This is a genomic window from Sinorhizobium sp. NFACC03 (assembly GCF_900103435.1).
In the GTDB taxonomy this organism is placed as follows: Bacteria; Pseudomonadota; Alphaproteobacteria; order Rhizobiales; family Rhizobiaceae; genus Ensifer.
On the sequence record NZ_FMXF01000040.1, the window covers coordinates 1 to 15,998 of the forward strand.

Annotated in this window: 15 protein-coding genes; 4 read left to right on the plus strand and 11 right to left on the minus strand. The window is 63.2% G+C overall.

Annotated elements, in window-relative coordinates; translation table 11 throughout:
* The first annotated feature begins 182 nt into the window (after positions 1-182).
* The gene (locus BLU35_RS30655; protein WP_176907502.1) at positions 183-1,604 is read left to right on the plus strand and encodes an aminotransferase-like domain-containing protein; all 1,422 of its coding nucleotides are present in this window, start codon (positions 183-185) and stop codon (positions 1,602-1,604) included.
* 335 nt (positions 1,605-1,939) lie between these two features.
* Entirely contained in the window at positions 1,940-2,980 is a 1,041-nt protein-coding gene (locus BLU35_RS30660) for a glutamine synthetase beta-grasp domain-containing protein (RefSeq protein WP_057255488.1), read from the plus strand.
* A 134-nt stretch (positions 2,981-3,114) separates the two neighbouring features.
* Here the strand turns inward: BLU35_RS30660 and BLU35_RS30665 are convergent, their stop codons facing one another.
* From BLU35_RS30665 to BLU35_RS30705, 9 genes are all read right to left on the minus strand, one after another.
* Entirely contained in the window at positions 3,115-4,023 is a 909-nt protein-coding gene (locus BLU35_RS30665; protein ID WP_093235916.1) for an ABC transporter ATP-binding protein, read from the minus strand.
* Positions 4,020-4,823, minus strand: coding sequence for an ABC transporter ATP-binding protein (locus BLU35_RS30670; protein WP_093235917.1), 804 nt, complete (start codon positions 4,821-4,823; stop codon positions 4,020-4,022). The genes BLU35_RS30665 and BLU35_RS30670 overlap by 4 nt, the downstream gene beginning before the upstream one ends.
* Positions 4,820-5,710 carry an ABC transporter permease gene (locus BLU35_RS30675; protein WP_093235919.1) on the minus strand — a complete coding sequence of 297 codons (891 nt, stop codon included), beginning with the start codon at positions 5,708-5,710 and terminating at the stop codon, positions 4,820-4,822. Before BLU35_RS30675 ends, BLU35_RS30670 begins: the two co-directional genes overlap by 4 nt.
* 1 nt (position 5,711) lies before the next feature.
* Positions 5,712-6,689: an ABC transporter permease gene (locus BLU35_RS30680; RefSeq protein ID WP_093235959.1), complete on the minus strand. Its 978-nt coding sequence runs from the start codon at positions 6,687-6,689 to the stop codon at positions 5,712-5,714.
* A gap of 191 nt (positions 6,690-6,880) precedes the next feature.
* Positions 6,881-8,530, minus strand: a complete 1,650-nt coding sequence (locus BLU35_RS30685; RefSeq protein ID WP_093235920.1) for an ABC transporter substrate-binding protein — start codon at positions 8,528-8,530, stop codon at positions 6,881-6,883.
* Positions 8,531-8,559: 29 nt separating this feature from the next.
* Positions 8,560-9,582: a glycoside hydrolase family 3 N-terminal domain-containing protein gene (locus BLU35_RS30690; RefSeq protein ID WP_093235922.1), complete on the minus strand. Its 1,023-nt coding sequence runs from the start codon at positions 9,580-9,582 to the stop codon at positions 8,560-8,562.
* 22 nt (positions 9,583-9,604) lie between these two features.
* A complete protein-coding gene (locus BLU35_RS30695) occupies positions 9,605-10,084 on the minus strand; it encodes a GNAT family N-acetyltransferase (protein WP_093235923.1) in 480 nt (159 codons plus the stop codon).
* A 468-nt stretch (positions 10,085-10,552) separates the two neighbouring features.
* Positions 10,553-10,921 carry a YbaN family protein gene (locus BLU35_RS30700; protein WP_093235925.1) on the minus strand — a complete coding sequence of 123 codons (369 nt, stop codon included), beginning with the start codon at positions 10,919-10,921 and terminating at the stop codon, positions 10,553-10,555.
* Positions 10,922-10,940: 19 nt separating this feature from the next.
* Positions 10,941-11,630, minus strand: coding sequence for a DUF2161 domain-containing phosphodiesterase (locus BLU35_RS30705; protein WP_093235926.1), 690 nt, complete (start codon positions 11,628-11,630; stop codon positions 10,941-10,943).
* 251 nt (positions 11,631-11,881) lie between these two features.
* Between BLU35_RS30705 and BLU35_RS30710 the strand changes: the two genes are divergently transcribed.
* Together BLU35_RS30710 and BLU35_RS30715 are read left to right on the plus strand one after the other, a co-directional pair.
* Complete coding sequence (locus tag BLU35_RS30710; RefSeq protein ID WP_093235928.1) at positions 11,882-13,234, plus strand: NfeD family protein; 1,353 nt, start codon at positions 11,882-11,884, stop codon at positions 13,232-13,234.
* Between the two features lie 54 nt (positions 13,235-13,288).
* Positions 13,289-14,068, plus strand: a complete 780-nt coding sequence (locus BLU35_RS30715; RefSeq protein ID WP_093235929.1) for a slipin family protein — start codon at positions 13,289-13,291, stop codon at positions 14,066-14,068.
* A gap of 15 nt (positions 14,069-14,083) precedes the next feature.
* Here the strand turns inward: BLU35_RS30715 and BLU35_RS30720 are convergent, their stop codons facing one another.
* Both BLU35_RS30720 and BLU35_RS30725 read right to left on the minus strand, forming a co-directional pair.
* The gene (locus BLU35_RS30720; protein ID WP_093235931.1) at positions 14,084-14,896 is read right to left on the minus strand and encodes an inositol monophosphatase family protein; all 813 of its coding nucleotides are present in this window, start codon (positions 14,894-14,896) and stop codon (positions 14,084-14,086) included.
* Positions 14,897-14,929: 33 nt separating this feature from the next.
* Positions 14,930-15,991: an ABC transporter ATP-binding protein gene (locus BLU35_RS30725; protein WP_093235960.1), complete on the minus strand. Its 1,062-nt coding sequence runs from the start codon at positions 15,989-15,991 to the stop codon at positions 14,930-14,932.
* Positions 15,992-15,998: the final 7 nt, after the last annotated feature.

Here is a 15,998-nt window from a genome sequence, read left to right on the forward strand (position 1 = left end):
GACAGGCTGGAAGCGTGACTGTCCCTCGATCATCACCTGCATCTCAGTGATCCGTTCTCTCAGTGGGCGGGCGCTCTTTCATGCCACCTCCTTTTTCGTCTGTATCGGCCGCAGAGGGTGGTCTTGCCAGAGACAATGCGGTACAGTTTCGCCAAACTGTAACGGATGTTTGGGCAGTACGGATGACGATGCAGGAGCTTGGGATTGGCAGCGAAACACTGCTTGAAGGCGTTATGGCGACGATCCGGCAGCGGATCTCGGGGCGCGTTCTCACACCCGGCGCGAAGCTTCCGTCCATCCGCGCCTTCGCCAAGACCATGCGCGTTTCCAAATCGACCGTCGTCGAGGCCTATGAGCGGCTGGTGGCGGAAGGCGTCATTCGCTCGAAACCGGGCGCGGGTTTCTTTGTCTCGGCGCCGCTGGCGCCCTTGTCGCTGGCCGAGATTGGGCCGCGGCTCGACCGGGCCGTCGATCCGCTCTGGGTGTCGCGCCAGGCGCTGGAAACGGGCGACAACGTGCTGAAACCGGGCTGTGGCTGGTTGCCGCCGACCTGGATGCCGGAGACGGCAATTCGCCGCGCGCTCAAGTCCGCAGCCAGGCTGGAGGTGAGCGGGCTGACGGACTACGGAACGCCGCTTGGCCATCGGCCGCTGCGCCAGCTTCTGGCGCGACGTCTCGGCGAACATGGGGTCGAGGCGTCACCCGATCAGATCATCTTGACGGAATCGGGAACGCAGGCGATCGACCTTCTCTGTCGCTTCCTGCTCGAACCCGGCGATACGGTCGTGGTCGACGATCCCTGCTATTTCAATTTCCATGCCTTGCTGCGCGCCCACCGGGCAGAGGTGGTGAGCGTGCCCTATACACCCTCGGGGCCCGATCTCGAAAAATTCGCCGAGGTGCTGACGGCGCATCGGCCGCGGCTCTACATCACCAATTCCGCTCTCCATAACCCGACAGGCGCCACACTATCTCCTGTCGTCGCCCATCGGCTGCTCAAGCTTGCCGAGCAGGCGGGGCTGACGATCATCGAGGATGATATCTTCGCGGATTTCGAGCATACGCCAGCGCCACGGCTCGCCGCCTTCGACGGGCTCGATCGTGTCGTACAGATCGGCAGCTTTTCCAAGACCCTCTCCGCCTCGATGCGCTGCGGCTTTATTGCCGCGCCGCGCGACTGGATTGAAGGGCTCCTCGACCTGAAGATCGCAACGACCTTTGGTGGGCCGAGCCTTGCGGCGGAGCTGGTTTTTTCGATGCTCAAGGATGGCAGCTATCGCAAGCACATGGAGGCGCTGCGCCAGCGTCTGGCCCGCGTCATGAGCGAGACAGCGGCGCGGCTCGGTGTCATCGGCATCAAGCCATGGATCGAGCCGCAGGCCGGGATGTTCCTCTGGTGCTGCTTGCCCGATGGTGTCGATGCGGCCGACGTGGCACAGAAGGCGCTGCAGCAGGAGATCGTTCTGGCGCCCGGCAACGTCTTTTCCCATGCCGGCACGGCCAACGGCTTCATGCGCTTCAACGTCTCCCAATGCGAGGATGAGCGGCTTTTCAAAATTCTGCCCCTGATCATGCGCCAATGCGGTGTCGTGCGCGCAGGCTGAGCAGACCGGCGTGCTGAAGGCGATTGCTCGTTTTAGAGGCAATCGCCGGCGATTGCTGGGGAAGGGCCGTTGATCTCAGTCTTGCCACATTGCTTTGCCGCGGAGTTGGGCAGGTTTTGCCTATTTTTTGCGCAATGAGCTTCTTCCTTGCGCTGTAGCGTCTGCTCGCCGGGGCTACTGCCTGCCGCCAAACGCAAATTTCTCAGGATTCTCGGCGCTGAATTCGAGTTGGCACGATTAATGCTTCTTAACGGGCATCGGTCGTCGGGCAGCCGATCTGGATTGCCCAGCCGCTTCGGAACCCAGCCATTCCTGGCGTCATGTGAGAGAACGAAATGACAAAGTTTAAGCTCGAATACATCTGGCTCGACGGTTACAAGCCCACCCCGAACCTGCGCGGCAAGACCTTGATCAAGGAATTCGATGCTTTTCCGACGCTTGAGCAACTGCCGTTCTGGGGCTTCGACGGTTCCTCGACGATGCAGGCCGAAGGCAGCAGCTCCGACTGCGTTCTGAAGCCGGTTGCCGTTTATCCTGATCCGGAGCGCAAGAACGGCGTTCTGGTCCTCTGCGAAGTCATGATGCCCGATGGCACGACGCCGCATCCGTCCAACACCCGCGCCCCGATCCTCGATGACGAAGGCGCCTGGTTCGGCTTCGAGCAGGAGTATTTCTTCTATCAGAACGGACGCCCGCTCGGTTTCCCGGAAGCCGGCTTCCCCGCGCCGCAAGGCCCCTATTACTGCGGCGTCGGCTTCAGCAATGTCGGCGATGTTGCCCGCAAGGTCGTCGAAGAGCACCTCGACATCTGCCTGGCTGCCGGCATCAATCATGAAGGCATCAACGCCGAAGTCGCCAAGGGTCAGTGGGAATTCCAGGTGTTCGGCAAGGGCTCGCGCAAGGCCGCCGACGAAATCTGGCTCGCCCGCTACCTGCTGCAGCGCCTGACCGAAAAATACGGCATCGACGTCGAATACCACTGCAAGCCGCTCGGCGACACCGACTGGAACGGCTCGGGCATGCACGCCAACTTCTCGACCGAATACATGCGCACAGTCGGCGGCAAGGACTATTTCGAAAACCTGATGGCCGCCTTTGCCGAAGCCCGCGCCGACCACATTGCCGTCTACGGCCCGGACAACCACATGCGCCTGACCGGCAAGCACGAGACCGCTTCGATCCACCAGTTCAGCTACGGCGTTGCTGACCGGGGTGCCTCGATCCGCGTTCCGCACAGCTTCGTCAACAATGGCTACCGCGGTTACCTCGAAGATCGCCGCCCGAACTCCAAGGGCGACCCCTACCAGATCGCTTCGCAGATCCTGAAGACGATCTCGACGGTGCCGACCGACGTCGCAAAGCGCGAAGCCGCCTGATTTTCCCTTGCCCGGCGCATACGAGGGCGCCGGGCAAACTCGACTATGTCGTGTCTCTCGCGACGACAAACAAAAACGCCCTGCGGATTGCGGGGCGTTTTTGTTTTGGAGTGATACGTGTGTGGCTCTGAGCTTTAGGCCGCGCGCACGAAATGATCGGGCTCCACCTCGCGGATCGTCTCCTGCCTCGCCGCCGATCTGCGGCGTGTTTCGACGGCCTCGGAGGCGCTGACCTGCGCGTTCGGATCGTCGAAGCGGATGTCGGGGTCGGGAACGGCCGAGAGCAACAGCTTGGTATAGGGATGGGCCGGATTGTCGATGACCTTGCCGGTATTTCCCCATTCGACGATCTGGCCGGCATACATCACCGCGATATCCTCGGCGACGTAGCGGGCGGTCGCGATGTCGTGGGTGATGTAGAGCAGGCCGAGGTTCATCTCGCGTTTCATTTCGCTGAGCAGATTGAGCACGCCGAGGCGCACGGAAACGTCGAGCATCGAGGTCGGCTCGTCGGCGACGATGGCCTCGGGCTTTGCCGCGAGTGCGCGGGCGATGTTGACGCGCTGGCGCTGGCCGCCCGAGAGCTCGTGCGGGTACTTCGGCGCGACGATATCGGGATCGAGCTTCACTTGCCGCAGGAGCGCCTTGATCTCCTCCGCGATTGCGGCGCCCTTGATGTCGGGGCGATGCAGCATCAGCGGCCGCTTCAGATGATAGGCGATCGTGTGGGCCGGGTTGAGCGAGGCGAACGGATCCTGGAAGATCATCTGCACCGATCGGCGATAGTCGGCGATCTCCTTGCTTCCCGCTGAAACGATGGCCTTGCCCTTGAAGAGCAGCCGCCCTTCGCTCGGTTCGTATTCGCGCATGGCGATGCGGGCGCAGGTGGTCTTGCCGCTGCCGGATTCGCCGACGACGGCAAGCGCCCGTCCGGCATGGAGCGAAAACGAAATCGACCGCGCGGCACGCACGGCGCCCGGTCCGTTGCCAAAGGTCTTGCTGACCTTGTCCAAGGTCAAAATGGGTGCGGATGTGCCGGTCATCGAAGAACGCCTCCATGCAGCGAGGGAAAGGAGGCCCAGAGCTTCTTCGTATAGTCGTGGTCTGGTGTCCGGTAGATGGCGTCGGCGGTGCCCTGCTCGACCAGCTTGCCGCCGAGCATGATGCCGATGCGGTCGCAGAACTGCACCATCAGCCCGAGGTCGTGAGTGATGAAGAGCACGGCGAAACCGAGCTTGCGCCGGAGTTCGTTGATCCGCTGCAGGATTTCGCGCTGGACCACGACGTCGAGCGCCGTCGTCGGCTCGTCCATGACAATGAGGCGCGGGTCGAGCGCCAGGCAGATGGCAATCACGATGCGCTGGCGCATGCCGCCGGAAAACTGGTGCGGATAGTCGCGCATCCGGTCCGGCGAAATATCGACGAGCCGCAACATTTCTGCAGTGCGGTCACGCGCAGCGGCCCGGCTTATGCCCTTATGCGTCTTCAAGACGTCGTAGAACTGCTGCTCGATGCGCAACACCGGGTTCAGCGAGTTCATCGCGCTCTGGAACACCATCGCCACCTCGCGCCAGCGGAAGTCGGCAAGGCCTTTCTGGTCGAAATCGAGCACGTTGCGGCCGTCGAGCAGGATGGCGCTTTCCTTGCGGATCAGCGCCGGCGGCCTGTGCAGCCGGCTGATGGCAAAGGCGATCGTGCTCTTGCCGCAGCCGGATTCTCCGGCAAGGCCGAAGACTTCGCCCGCGGCGACGTCAAAGCTGACATTGTCGACCGCACGGAAGTCGTTGGTCTCGCCGATATAGTCGATGGTCAGGTTTTTGACCGAAAGCAATGGCGCTGTCACAGGCGGCCCTCCCCGGAACGGATAAGGGCCGACCAGCGGCCGAGCCGGTTGCCGGTGCGCAGCCGCGGATTGGCGATCTCGTCAACGGCGAAGTTGAGCAGCGACAGACCAATGCCGAGGAAGGCGAGCGCGAAGCAGGGCGTCAGGATGTCCCACCAGGCGCCGACCGAAAGGGCAGAGGCCTTCTGCGCGCCATAGAGCATGGTGCCCCAGGAAACGACCTTGGGGTCGCCGAGACCGAGGAACTCGAGCGTCGCCTGGGTGATGATTGCGAAGATCACGCTGCCGATGAAGTTGATGCCGACGATCGAAATCAGGTTGGGGAAGATCTCGAAGGTCATGATGCGCCAGCGCGGCTCGCCCATCATCTCGGCAGATTTCACGTAGTCCTTCTGCTTGACCGAGAGCGTCTCGGCGCGGGTGACGCGCGCTCCCCAGGCCCAGGAGGTGCCGCCGAGGATGAGGGCGATGACCCAGGGGCTCGCCTGGCCGATAAAGGCGGCGAGCACGAGCAGCAGCGGCAGGTTCGGGACGACGAGCACCATATTGGTGAAGAAGCTGATGACTTCGTCGACCTTGCCGCCGCGGTAGCCGGCGATGATGCCAAGCGCGGTGCCGACGGCGGTGATCAGGAGGCCGGCGCCGAAGCCGACGGCAAGCGAGGTGCGGGCGCCATAGATCAGGCGGGCAAAGACGTCCTGGCCGATGCGGGTGGTGCCGAGCCAATGTTCCAGCGACGGCGCCTGGTGCGGCCGGCCGACGCGGGCGCTCGGATCGTAGGAGGTCAGCAGCGGAGCGGCGATCGCCACGAGCAGAATGAAGGCGACGATCAGCGCGCCGACCATGGCCTTGCGATTGTGGATCAGCGGGAAGGAGGAGGTCTTCATGTCAAGCCCTCTTCAGTCGCGGGTCGAGCAGCACATAGCTGATGTCGACGACGAAGTTGGCGACGAGCATCGTGGCGGTCATGATCAGAAGCTGTCCCTGGATGACGGGGTAATCGCGGGCGAGGATCGCTTGGTAGAGAATGTTGCCGAGACCCGGATAGTTGAACACGACCTCGGTCACCAGCGAGCCGCCAAGCACCGTGCCGATGGCGATCGCAAGGCTCGAAACGGTCGGCAGCAGCGCGTTGCGCGCGGCATACCAGAGCATCACGCGGGTGTCGGAAAGTCCCTTGGCGCGGGCCATGACGATATAGTCCTCGCCGAGCAGGTTGATCATGTTGTTGCGCATGGTCACGGCGAAGCCACCGGTGAGCACGGCGCAGAGCGTCAGCATCGGCAGGATGCCGTGATAGAGCAGGCTGCCGATATATTCGAGCGTGAAGGCCGGATCGAGCGCCGGGTCGGCGGCATAGCCGGTCGGAAACCAGCCGAGCGTGAAGCCGAAGGTGAAGACGACGATCAGCGAGGTGACGACGGCCGGCACCGAGGTCGCGAAGATCGCGCCGACGGAAACGATGACGTCGAACAGGCTGCCGCGCCGCCAGGCGGCAAGAATGCCGAGGAAGGTGCCGAGCGCGAAGCTTACGAGTGTCGCCGTGCCCATCAGCCCCACGGTCCAGACGAGCGCATTGCCGAGAACCGTCGTCACCGGCAGCGGGAAATACTTGATCGAGGGACCGAGATCGCCGCTGAAGATGCTGCCGAGATAGGTGAGGTACTGCTGCCAGAGCGGGCCGTCGACGAAGCCGAAGGTCAGTTTCAGGGCCTGCAGGCTTTCGGGCGGCAACTCGGCGCCGGCGCTCGAAAACATGATCTGCACCGGATCGCCGGGCATCAGCCGCGGCAGGAAGAAGTTGATCGTCGCCGCGGCGACGAAGGCCGCCAGGTAGAAGCACAGGCGGCGTAGCAGAAAGGCCATCGGGAACTCCATCGACTGCGGCCGCCGCATGTGGGCGTCAGGCGGCAGGGCTGTCTTCTTGTCGGACCGTCCGAACGAGCAAAAGCCAGGACGGTCGCGTGGCGGACGAAGGGCGTCCGCCGCTGTTTCCGGATCAAGACAAGGCGCCCTCCCGGAGCATCGTCCGTGAGAGCGCCGCGCCTGCGATCGGGTTACTTCACCGGTTCAAGCGCCAGCAGGTGCAGGAGACGCGCCGGGTTGTTGCGGGTGATCGACGGGTTGACGAAGGGGTTTTCCGCCGTCGCCCAGCCCTTGAAGCGCTTGGTGTTGTACTGGTACCAGTTCGGGTTGTTGAATACCGGCATCATGGGCATGTTCTCGGCGACGATGCGTTGTGCCTTGTTCATCGCTTCCTTCTGCTTGATCGGGTCAGCGGTCTGGGTGAACTCCGTCAGCAGAGCCTCGACGTCCGGATTGAACCAGCGCTGTGAGGTGAAGCGGGTCTTGCCCTTGTCGCTCGAGCTGAAGGCGCGCTTGTAGGGGTAATACGGCGAGGCCGATGCCGGCAGGCTGTTGATCGCCGCGTCGAAAGTGCCGTTGATGAGGTTGCCGGTCCAGACGGCTTCCTCCGGCGTTTCGATCTTGGCGTCGAGGCCGACGGCCTGCAGGCCTTCGACGGCGATCGTCACCGTGTCGATCCAGTCGGTCCAGGAACTCGGCACGATGATCGAAAAGGCGATCTTGCTGCCGTCCGGATTGTCACGGAAGCCGTCGCCGTCCTTGTCGGCATAGCCGGCTTCGTCGAGCAGCGCCTTGGCGGCATCGGCATCGTACTTGCCGTACTTGCCGAAGTCGGCGGCAACCGACGGATCGGCCCAGCTCTTGTAGAGCTCGCCCATGCCGGCCGGGTCTTCGTTGAGCGTCGGGTAGCCGTAGCCGGCGACATCAACCATGGTGCCACGGTCGAGCGCCATCGAGGCGGCGCGGCGGAACTTCACGTCGTTGAAGGCCTTACGATTGTTCTCGTTCGTGGTTTCCTGGTTGAACAGGAAGGCGACCATGCTGCTTGGCGAGTACCAGAAGTGATAGTGCTCCGGGTCCTTGGCGACATAGACGTTCTCGATATCCGGGATGAAGGAAACGCCCCAGTCGAGCGTGCCGGAGGCCGTCGCCGTCAGGATCTGGTTGTTGTCGGCGAGCTGCGGGAAGCGCACGCAGTCGATCTTCAGCGTCGCGGCATCCCAATAATGCGGGTTGCGGCACTGGTCGTAGGTCTGGCCGGTAAAGCGCGGGATTTCGGTCAGCGGGCCGCTGCCGACGGGCGTCTCATTGGCGAAGGTCACCGGCTCGGCGATATCCTTCCAGACATGCTCCGGAACGATCGGCAGCTGCGCCAACTGCTCGGCGGCGAGCGAGCTCGGATTGGCGAGCGTGAAGCGCACGGTCTCAGCATCCACGGCCTCGACGCCGGTGATGAAGGTCCAGATGCTGACGAAATCAAGCGCCGGGAACTTCTTCAGATAGTCGTAGGTGAACTTGACGTCGGTCGCCGTCAGCGGCTTGCCGTCCGACCACTTCAGGTTCGACCGAAGCTTGAACTCGATCGACTTCAGGTCGTCGGCAAGCTTGAAGCTTTCAGCCAGGCGAAAGACCGGCTTGTTGCCGTCGAAGCGGTTGAAGACGACGAGCGGCTCGTAGATGAAGTCGAGGGTGCTCTGGCGCGCCGAGGTCTGGTTGAACGGGTTGAAGTTGCGCACCCAGGTGGTCGCCGGTTCGATGTTGGCGGTGAGCACGGTTTGTGCCGCGGCCGGGCCGGCGAGGAGGGCAAGCGCGGTGGCCGCGCCGAGAAGCGATTTTTTCACGGTAGTTCCCCTTTTGATTTTCGGATTGGTCAGGCGACGAAGGCGCTGTTGAACATGTCCCCGACTTCCGCATGGGCCGCGCGCACGTCGACCTTCAGCGTCCCGAGACGGGCCTTGCCGGCGTCGATCCGCTTCTGGGCGGCGGCGGTCAGCGGACTTGCCGCCTTGGCTGCCGCTTCGCTTTCAGCGAGCGTGCCGTGGCTGTGGAGCGCAATGTCGAAACCGGCGTCGAGCACCTGGCGGACACGCTCTGGCAGCGTACCGCGAAGCGATTCCATGAAGATGCAATCGGAAACGAGAACGCCGTCGTAGCCCATGTTGTTGCGGATGACGTCGTGCATGACCGGCGAGATGGATGCCGGCAGCTCCTTGTCGAAAGCGGAATAGACGACATGGGCGACCATGGCCCAGGGCGTGTCGCGCAGCGCGACGAAGGGCTTGAAGTCGGTAGCGGTCAGCGTCTCGCGCGAAGCGTCGACGATGGGCCGCTCCTTGTGCGAATCGAGCGTCGCCCGGCCGTGGCCCGGGATGTGCTTCATGACCGGCATGTTGCCGGTCTCAAGCAGGCCATCGACTACCTCACGGCCGAGCGCTGCGATGAAGTCCGGATCGGCGCCGAAGGAGCGGGCGCCGATCACCGAGCTGGTGGTTGCAAAAACGAGGTCGAGCACCGGCGAGCAGCCGCTCGTGAGACCAAGTTCGCTCATCATCGTGCCCATGGCCTGGCTCGAAAGGCGAAGCGCCTTCTTGCCGAGGGCGAAATCGCGGCGGGCGAGCTCGGCGAACTCGCCGAAGGAGCGAAACAGCGGCCAGGGGCCGGCGTCGAGATGCTGGACGCGGCCGCCCTCCTGGTCGGTGAAGACGGGGGCATCTTCACGGCCAACCGCTTCGCGAAAGCGCTCGATCAGCGCCCTTGTCTGCCCGGGTTCGCGCTGGTTGCGGCGGCCGACGAAGAGCCCGAGCGGATTGGTCTCGCGGAAGAGCGCGAACTCGTCATCCGAGAGCGTGGGATTGGGTATGCCGACAAAGAGGGCAAGCGGTGTCGAGGACATTGGGAGGCTCCGATATTTGGAATTACTTGGAAGGGCGGCGCAGCATGCCCTGGTAGATCCCCTTGTCGGGGGCGGGGATCGGCACGGCGCCGACGGTCTTTGCATAGAAATCGATGGGGCCTGCATCGCCGATGAAGGCATAGGCGTGGCCAAGCGTCTTCATGGTATCGAGGCAGCCGGAAAGCAGCGCCACGCCGATACCCTTGCCGCGGGCTGCCGGATCGACGCCAGTTGGCCCGAAGAACCCCGGGGCGGTCGTATCATAGCAGGCGAAGCCGACGAGTTTGCCGTCGTCGACGGCAATCAGGCAGGCGATAGGCCGGCGAGCAAAGGCGACGGTCACCTCGCTTGCCCAGTTCTCGCTGAAATTCTCCCGCACCCAATCGATGACCAGGCGCATTTCCGGCGGCAAGGCGGGACGGATCGCCACCTTGTCGGTTTCGGTTCTTCGCTTGAGTTCGCCGAGGATCGGCGAATACAAGCTCACCAGCATGTCAGGCATGTGCCCCTCCACGTATTCCTTTATTAAGGAATTACTGCCTTTGTAATGCAATAGATGGAGCCAACCTGACCGGCTTGTCAATCGCCAATCGTCAGATTCGGGGTGCTATCCTCTTTTCGCGCGAGCAGACATCGACCGATGAAACGTTCCAGCGGTGCAGCCTAGGGCCGCTTATCCCGGCCGGCCTCGGGGTGCATGGGTGCGGTAGCGGTGCCGGGAAAAGGGTGGCCAAAAGGGCCGAGTAAAGCGCGTCGCTCTGGAAATTGCACGTTTGTACAACTTTGTTCTTGGGTTGTTCGAAATATATCTTGATTTACAAAAACACTAAGTATGAATATTCGTACTCTCATGAAGTGCATGCTTAAGAAGCGCTCGCCATTTTCGAACGCGACCAAGTATTTCCTGAGAAGAAAAGTATTGTTTTTCTGCGTGGGCGGCGCGCAGCTTCTTGTCGTGCTGCCTTTGTGGCTATTCCGCCGGACGCGTCAGGATGAACAGCGCCGGAAGCGCCATCGCCGCCGCGACGATCGCGGCCAGCGTCAGGCTCGGATTGCCGAAGAAAACGAAGAGTCCAAAGCTAGCGGCCATCAGGCAGACCGCACCGGTTTTGGCGCGCTTGGAGATGACGCCCTTTTCACGCCATAGCCGCAGCGAGGCCCCGAAGACGCGGTGATTGAGCAGCCATTGCTCCAATCGCGGCGAAGCGCGGGCGAAGAGACCCGCCGCCAGAAGCAGAAACGGGGTCGTCGGCAGGACGGGGAGGAAGGCGCCGATGACACCCAGCCCGACCATCAGCCATGCAAGGCAAAGACAGAGGATGCGAAGGGCGGGATTCATGCGATGGCTCCGGTGAGCGTCATGCTTCGGATGTCTCGACGATCGGCGTCGTGGCCGTTTCGCTCGGCGGCCAGCGGCGAAGCGCCTCGGCCCCCAGCTCCGTCAGGGCATAGATGCCGCGGTCGATCCGCTCGAACCAGCCATAGACGTTGCTGAGCAGGATCTTGGCGGCATCCGGTGCGACTGCGCGAAGGTCACGCGGGCGCTGCTGGCCGCTCTGCAGGGCGGCCGCACAGGCAAGCGCCTGCTGCCGATAGGCGGTCATGATCGGCGATCGTGTGGCACCGCCGGCGGTCGGGTCTCCCTTGCGGCGGCGGTGCTCGCTGATCAGGCGCGACCGCTTCCTGTTGTTCTTGCGAGGCATCACCGCGGAGGCCGCGAGAATGACGTCGACCATGCCGTTGTCGGCGACCGCCAGCATGCCGAAGCCAAGCCTGCGGCAGAGATCGCGGAACCGGCGATCGCTCTCCCGCCCCTTGCCTTTGGCCGAGACACGGGCAGCAATCCACACCTCGTCGCCGGCGGTAGCGCGGTCGACGGCCTGAAGGATCAGCTCGAGATTGAAGCTCAGCTTGAGCTCACAGATGACGACAAGCGGCGGCTCGTCATCGCTGAGCGCCACCATGTCGCAGCCGCCGATCTCGCCCTTGACGCTGTAGCCACGGGTTTCGAGAAAGCTCTTGATCGGCTGATAGAGGGTCGTCTCCAAACCCGGGGATCCTGTTCTGGTCGAAATCGGGGAGGCTCAAGCAGTGACGCATCATTGCGAAAGGAGACTAGCAGATAACCCCGATCGCCGGACTTGTCATCACGTCGCAGCAGCAAGGCGGGCTGACCTCGTTGCTCCGAGGATCCTGCCGATGCAGTAGCAACCTCGCTTCGTCCTAACCTTGTGTTGTGCTATTATTTTCGAATGGACTCCTCTTCGGAGGCGTCGGGCATGCGAGGTTTTGACGACGGATGTTGCGAATCCTCACGCTGTTGTTTGTTTTGATCTCGTCATTCGCGTTTCCAGCTTCGCCGCAGGCCGAAAACGATCGTGTTGCCTTGGTGCTGCATGTCAACGGCGCCATCGGCCCGGCCACGGCCGAATATGTCAGGCGCGGCTTGACGAAGGCGGAACAGCGCCGCCTTCCGCTGGTGGTCTTGCAGATGGATACGCCCGGAGGTCTCGACACGTCGATGCGCGAGATCATCCGCGCGATCCTCGCTTCCCCCGTGCCGGTTGCGAGCTACGTCGCGCCGAGCGGTGCGCGCGCGGCGAGCGCCGGCACCTATATCCTCTATGCCAGCCACATCGCGGCCATGGCGCCGGGAACGAACCTCGGGGCGGCGACGCCGATTGCGATCGGCGGTGACATGTTCGGTCAGGAGAAGGATGGCGATACTGGCAAGGAGGGCGGCAAACAGCCGGCGGTTCAGAACGCTGCCGAGGCGAAGCTCGTCAATGACGCCGTGGCCTATATCCGAGGACTGGCCGAACTGCGCGGGCGCAATGCCGACTGGGCCGAGAAGGCGGTTCGCGAGGCTGCAAGCCTTTCGGCCGAGGCGGCCGTCAGGGAGAAGGTCGTCGATTTCACCGCCACCACCGTCGCCGATCTCTTGAAGCAGGCAAATGGGCGGACGGTGCACGCGGGGCAGCAGGAGATCGTGCTCGATACGGCGGGGCTTGCCGTCGAGGACTTCGTGCCCGACTGGCGGACAAGGCTGCTTTCGGTCGTTACCGATCCCAATATCGCGGTCATCCTGATGATGATCGGCATTTACGGTTTGATCTTCGAGTTCCTGTCTCCGGGGTCGGTGGCGCCGGGCACCATCGGCGGCATCAGCCTGTTGCTCGGGCTCTATGCGCTTTCGGTGCTACCCGTCAGCTACGCCGGCATCGGACTGATCCTGCTTGGCATCGGGCTGATGGTTGCCGAGGCGCATTCGCCATCTTTCGGCGTGCTCGGCGCCGGTGGCAGCGTTTCACTGGTTCTGGGTGCGGCAATCCTCTTCGACACGGATACGCCGGGCCTGCAGGTCTCCTGGTCCGTGCTGGCGGCGCTTGCCGTCGCAAGCTTCGGCTTCAGCCTGCTGGTCGCCCGGCTGGCCTTCAGCTCACGCCGCCACGCGGTGGTGACCGGGGGCGAACAGATGATCGGCATTGCGGGCAAGGTCGATAGCTGGACAGGCGCTGCCGGCTACGTCATCGCCCATGGCGAGCGCTGGCGGGCTGTCAGTACGGAAACACTGTCGAGGGGTGAAGATGTGAAGGTTGTCGGGCGTAACGGACTGACGCTCGAAGTGGTTCGCGAAGGTCAAAGGGCATAGCGCGCCGCGGGTCCTGTGGGCGCGGGCGAAAGCGTCCGGAATGGAGGAATGGTCATGGACATGTTTGGGAGCCTCGCTCCTTTTGCCGCGTTGTTGGTGCTCATCATTCTCGTTATCGCCTATTCGATCCGGATCCTGCGCGAATACGAGCGCGGGGTGATCTTCACGCTCGGCCGGTTCACCGGCGTCAAGGGGCCAGGCTTGATCCTGCTGGTACCCTATGTGCAGCAGATGGTGCGGGTTGATCTCAGGACCCGGGTGCTGGACGTGCCGAGCCAGGACGTGATTTCCCATGACAACGTTTCGGTCCGCGTCAGCGCCGTGATCTATTTCCGGGTCATCGATGCGGAAAAATCGACGATCCAGGTCGAAGACTTCATGATGGCGACCAGCCAGCTGGCGCAGACGACCTTGCGGTCGGTGCTCGGCAAACACGATCTCGACGAGATGTTGGCCGAGCGCGACCGGCTGAATGAGGACATCCAGAAGATCCTCGACAGCCAGACGGATGCCTGGGGCATCAAGGTGGCGACCGTGGAAATCAAACATGTCGACATCAACGAGAGCATGATCCGCGCGATCGCCCGCCAGGCCGAGGCCGAGCGCGAACGGCGCGCCAAGGTGATCAATGCCGAGGGCGAGCAGCAGGCTGCCGCCAAGCTGCTCGAGGCTGCCGAGATCTTGTCCAAGCAGCCTCAGGCGATGCAGCTGCGCTATCTGAGCACGCTCAACGTCCTTGCGGGCGAGAAGAATTCGACTGTCATCTTCCCGTTCCCCATGGAGCTCGGCCGCCTGTTCGGGCTAAAGGCCGACAAGCCGCCCGGTCAAACGTGAGCGCCGCGAAGGCGCTCAGGCCGCCGCCGTTTCAAGATTGGCGACCTTCATGAGGTCGTCGACTGCGCCGGGCGCAGCCGCCAAGACCGGAGACCAATGCGTCAAAGCCTCGCCGCGGGTCGGGAAAGGCAATGTCCAGCCGCCGGCTTCGTTCACCAGGCAGTAGCCACCGAGGCAATCCCAGGCATGCATGTAGGGCTCGTAGTAGCCAACGAGGCGACCGGCGGCGACATAGGCGATCATCAGCGCACCGGAGCCGTTGCGCATGAAGTTGCCGCCGTTCGAAAGCAGGCGCTCGACGATGGAACCCATCTCGCCGGGTTTCACCTGATCGTTGGCGCCAAGCCCGGTGACGGCGTTGCGGATCGTGCGCGTGCCGTCGAGGCGAAGCGGCTTGCCGTTCAGCGTCGCGCCCCGGCCCGTTGCCGCCGCATAGACTTCCTGATGGCAGGGCGCGTGGATCACGCCGATGACAGGCTTCTCCGCATGCACGACGGCGATCGAGACGCACCAGTTCGGCATGCCGTTGACGAAGGGCGTGGTACCGTCGATCGGATCGAGCACCCAGGTGAAGCCGGAAGTGCCGTCGAGAAGACCATGCTCCTCGCCAAGCACGCCATCATCGGGAAACGCGGCGGCGATCTTGTCGCGGATCAGGGTCTCGACGTTGCGATCGGCGATCGAGACGACGTCGTGCGCGTCGCGCTTCGTTTCGATGACGAGCGTTTCCCGCTTCAGGAAATAATCGTAGGCGAGCCGACCGGCCTCCTCGGCCATGGATTTGGCAAGCGCGAACCGGGCGTCGAGGCCGGCAATTTCAGCAGTCATGCAAGTGTCCTTCTCGTATCCAGTTGTAAAAAATCATGCGTCAATCAAAGCGAGGCCCCGGTTGCGGAAACCGATCGCGACCTCCGTTGCCGGAGATAACATGTCCTCGACCGCCTGATCGACAACAAACAGGAGACCGGTTGCCGTTTCGACCTCGTATTCGACATGGCCGCCGAGATAGGCGGCGCTGCTGATCGTGCCGGAAAGGGCTGCCCCCTTGGCCGGCGTCAGGGTCACCGCATTGGGACGCACCGCCAGCTTGGCCGGGCCGGGCCGCGTGTTCCTCGACGGCAGGCGATGTTCGAGACCGCCGACGCGGATCGTCGCCTGACCGGCTTCGGCTGCCGTCACCTCGCAAGGAAGCACATTGGCCTCGCCCATGAAGTCGGCGATGAAGGTCGAGGCGGGCGTCTCGTAGAGATCGCGCGGTGCTCCTTCCTGCGCGATCGCACCATCCTTCATGACGATGATGCGGTCGGAAACGGCAAGCGCCTCGTCCTGGTCGTGGGTGACGTAGACCGCGGTGAAGCCAAGCCGCTGCTGCAACTCGCGGATTTCCGTGCGCACCTTGCGGCGCAGGCGCGCATCGAGGTTCGACAGCGGCTCATCCAGCAGCAGCACTTGCGGTTCGAGCACGAGGGCGCGGGCGACGGCAACGCGCTGTTGCTGTCCGCCGGATAGCTCGGCGGGAAGCCGCTGGCCGAGGCCGCCAAGGCCGACGAGTTGCAGGCCTTCCTCAGCGCGCTCGCGCGCCTCCTTCTTCTTGATGCCGGAGGATTCGAGGCCATAGGCGACATTGTCGAGCGCCGACATGTGCGGGAAGAGCGCATAGGACTGGAACACCATCGAGACGTCGCGCTCATTGGCCGGCAGCATGGTCACGTCCTTGCCGCCGATCAGGATCTTGCCGGCGGACGGGTGTTCGAGGCCGGCAAGCATGCGCAGCGTTGTCGTCTTGCCGCAGCCGGAGGGTCCAAGCAGGGTCACGAGCGTACCGGGTTCGATGGTGAGCGATAGGTCGTGAATGGCGGTGAAGCTGCCGAACTGCTTGCGCACTTTTTGAAAGACGACCGAGCCGGTGCGCGGGGTGCTCATGTGGGTG

What these genes read in the sequence shown, in the direction of transcription:
- BLU35_RS30655 (WP_176907502.1), top strand. Translation starts at nt 183, where the DNA reads ATGACGATGCAGGAGCTTGGGATTGGCAGCGAAACACTGCTTGAAGGC.
- BLU35_RS30660 (WP_057255488.1), top strand. Translation starts at nt 1,940, where the DNA reads ATGACAAAGTTTAAGCTCGAATACATCTGGCTCGACGGTTACAAGCCC.
- BLU35_RS30665 (WP_093235916.1), bottom strand. Translation starts at nt 4,023, where the DNA reads ATGACCGGCACATCCGCACCCATTTTGACCTTGGACAAGGTCAGCAAG.
- BLU35_RS30675 (WP_093235919.1), bottom strand. Translation starts at nt 5,710, where the DNA reads ATGAAGACCTCCTCCTTCCCGCTGATCCACAATCGCAAGGCCATGGTC.
- BLU35_RS30680 (WP_093235959.1), bottom strand. Translation starts at nt 6,689, where the DNA reads ATGGCCTTTCTGCTACGCCGCCTGTGCTTCTACCTGGCGGCCTTCGTC.
- BLU35_RS30690 (WP_093235922.1), bottom strand. Translation starts at nt 9,582, where the DNA reads ATGTCCTCGACACCGCTTGCCCTCTTTGTCGGCATACCCAATCCCACG.
- BLU35_RS30695 (WP_093235923.1), bottom strand. Translation starts at nt 10,084, where the DNA reads ATGCCTGACATGCTGGTGAGCTTGTATTCGCCGATCCTCGGCGAACTC.
- BLU35_RS30700 (WP_093235925.1), bottom strand. Translation starts at nt 10,921, where the DNA reads ATGAATCCCGCCCTTCGCATCCTCTGTCTTTGCCTTGCATGGCTGATG.
- BLU35_RS30710 (WP_093235928.1), top strand. Translation starts at nt 11,882, where the DNA reads ATGTTGCGAATCCTCACGCTGTTGTTTGTTTTGATCTCGTCATTCGCG.
- BLU35_RS30715 (WP_093235929.1), top strand. Translation starts at nt 13,289, where the DNA reads ATGGACATGTTTGGGAGCCTCGCTCCTTTTGCCGCGTTGTTGGTGCTC.
- BLU35_RS30720 (WP_093235931.1), bottom strand. Translation starts at nt 14,896, where the DNA reads ATGACTGCTGAAATTGCCGGCCTCGACGCCCGGTTCGCGCTTGCCAAA.
- BLU35_RS30725 (WP_093235960.1), bottom strand. Translation starts at nt 15,991, where the DNA reads ATGAGCACCCCGCGCACCGGCTCGGTCGTCTTTCAAAAAGTGCGCAAG.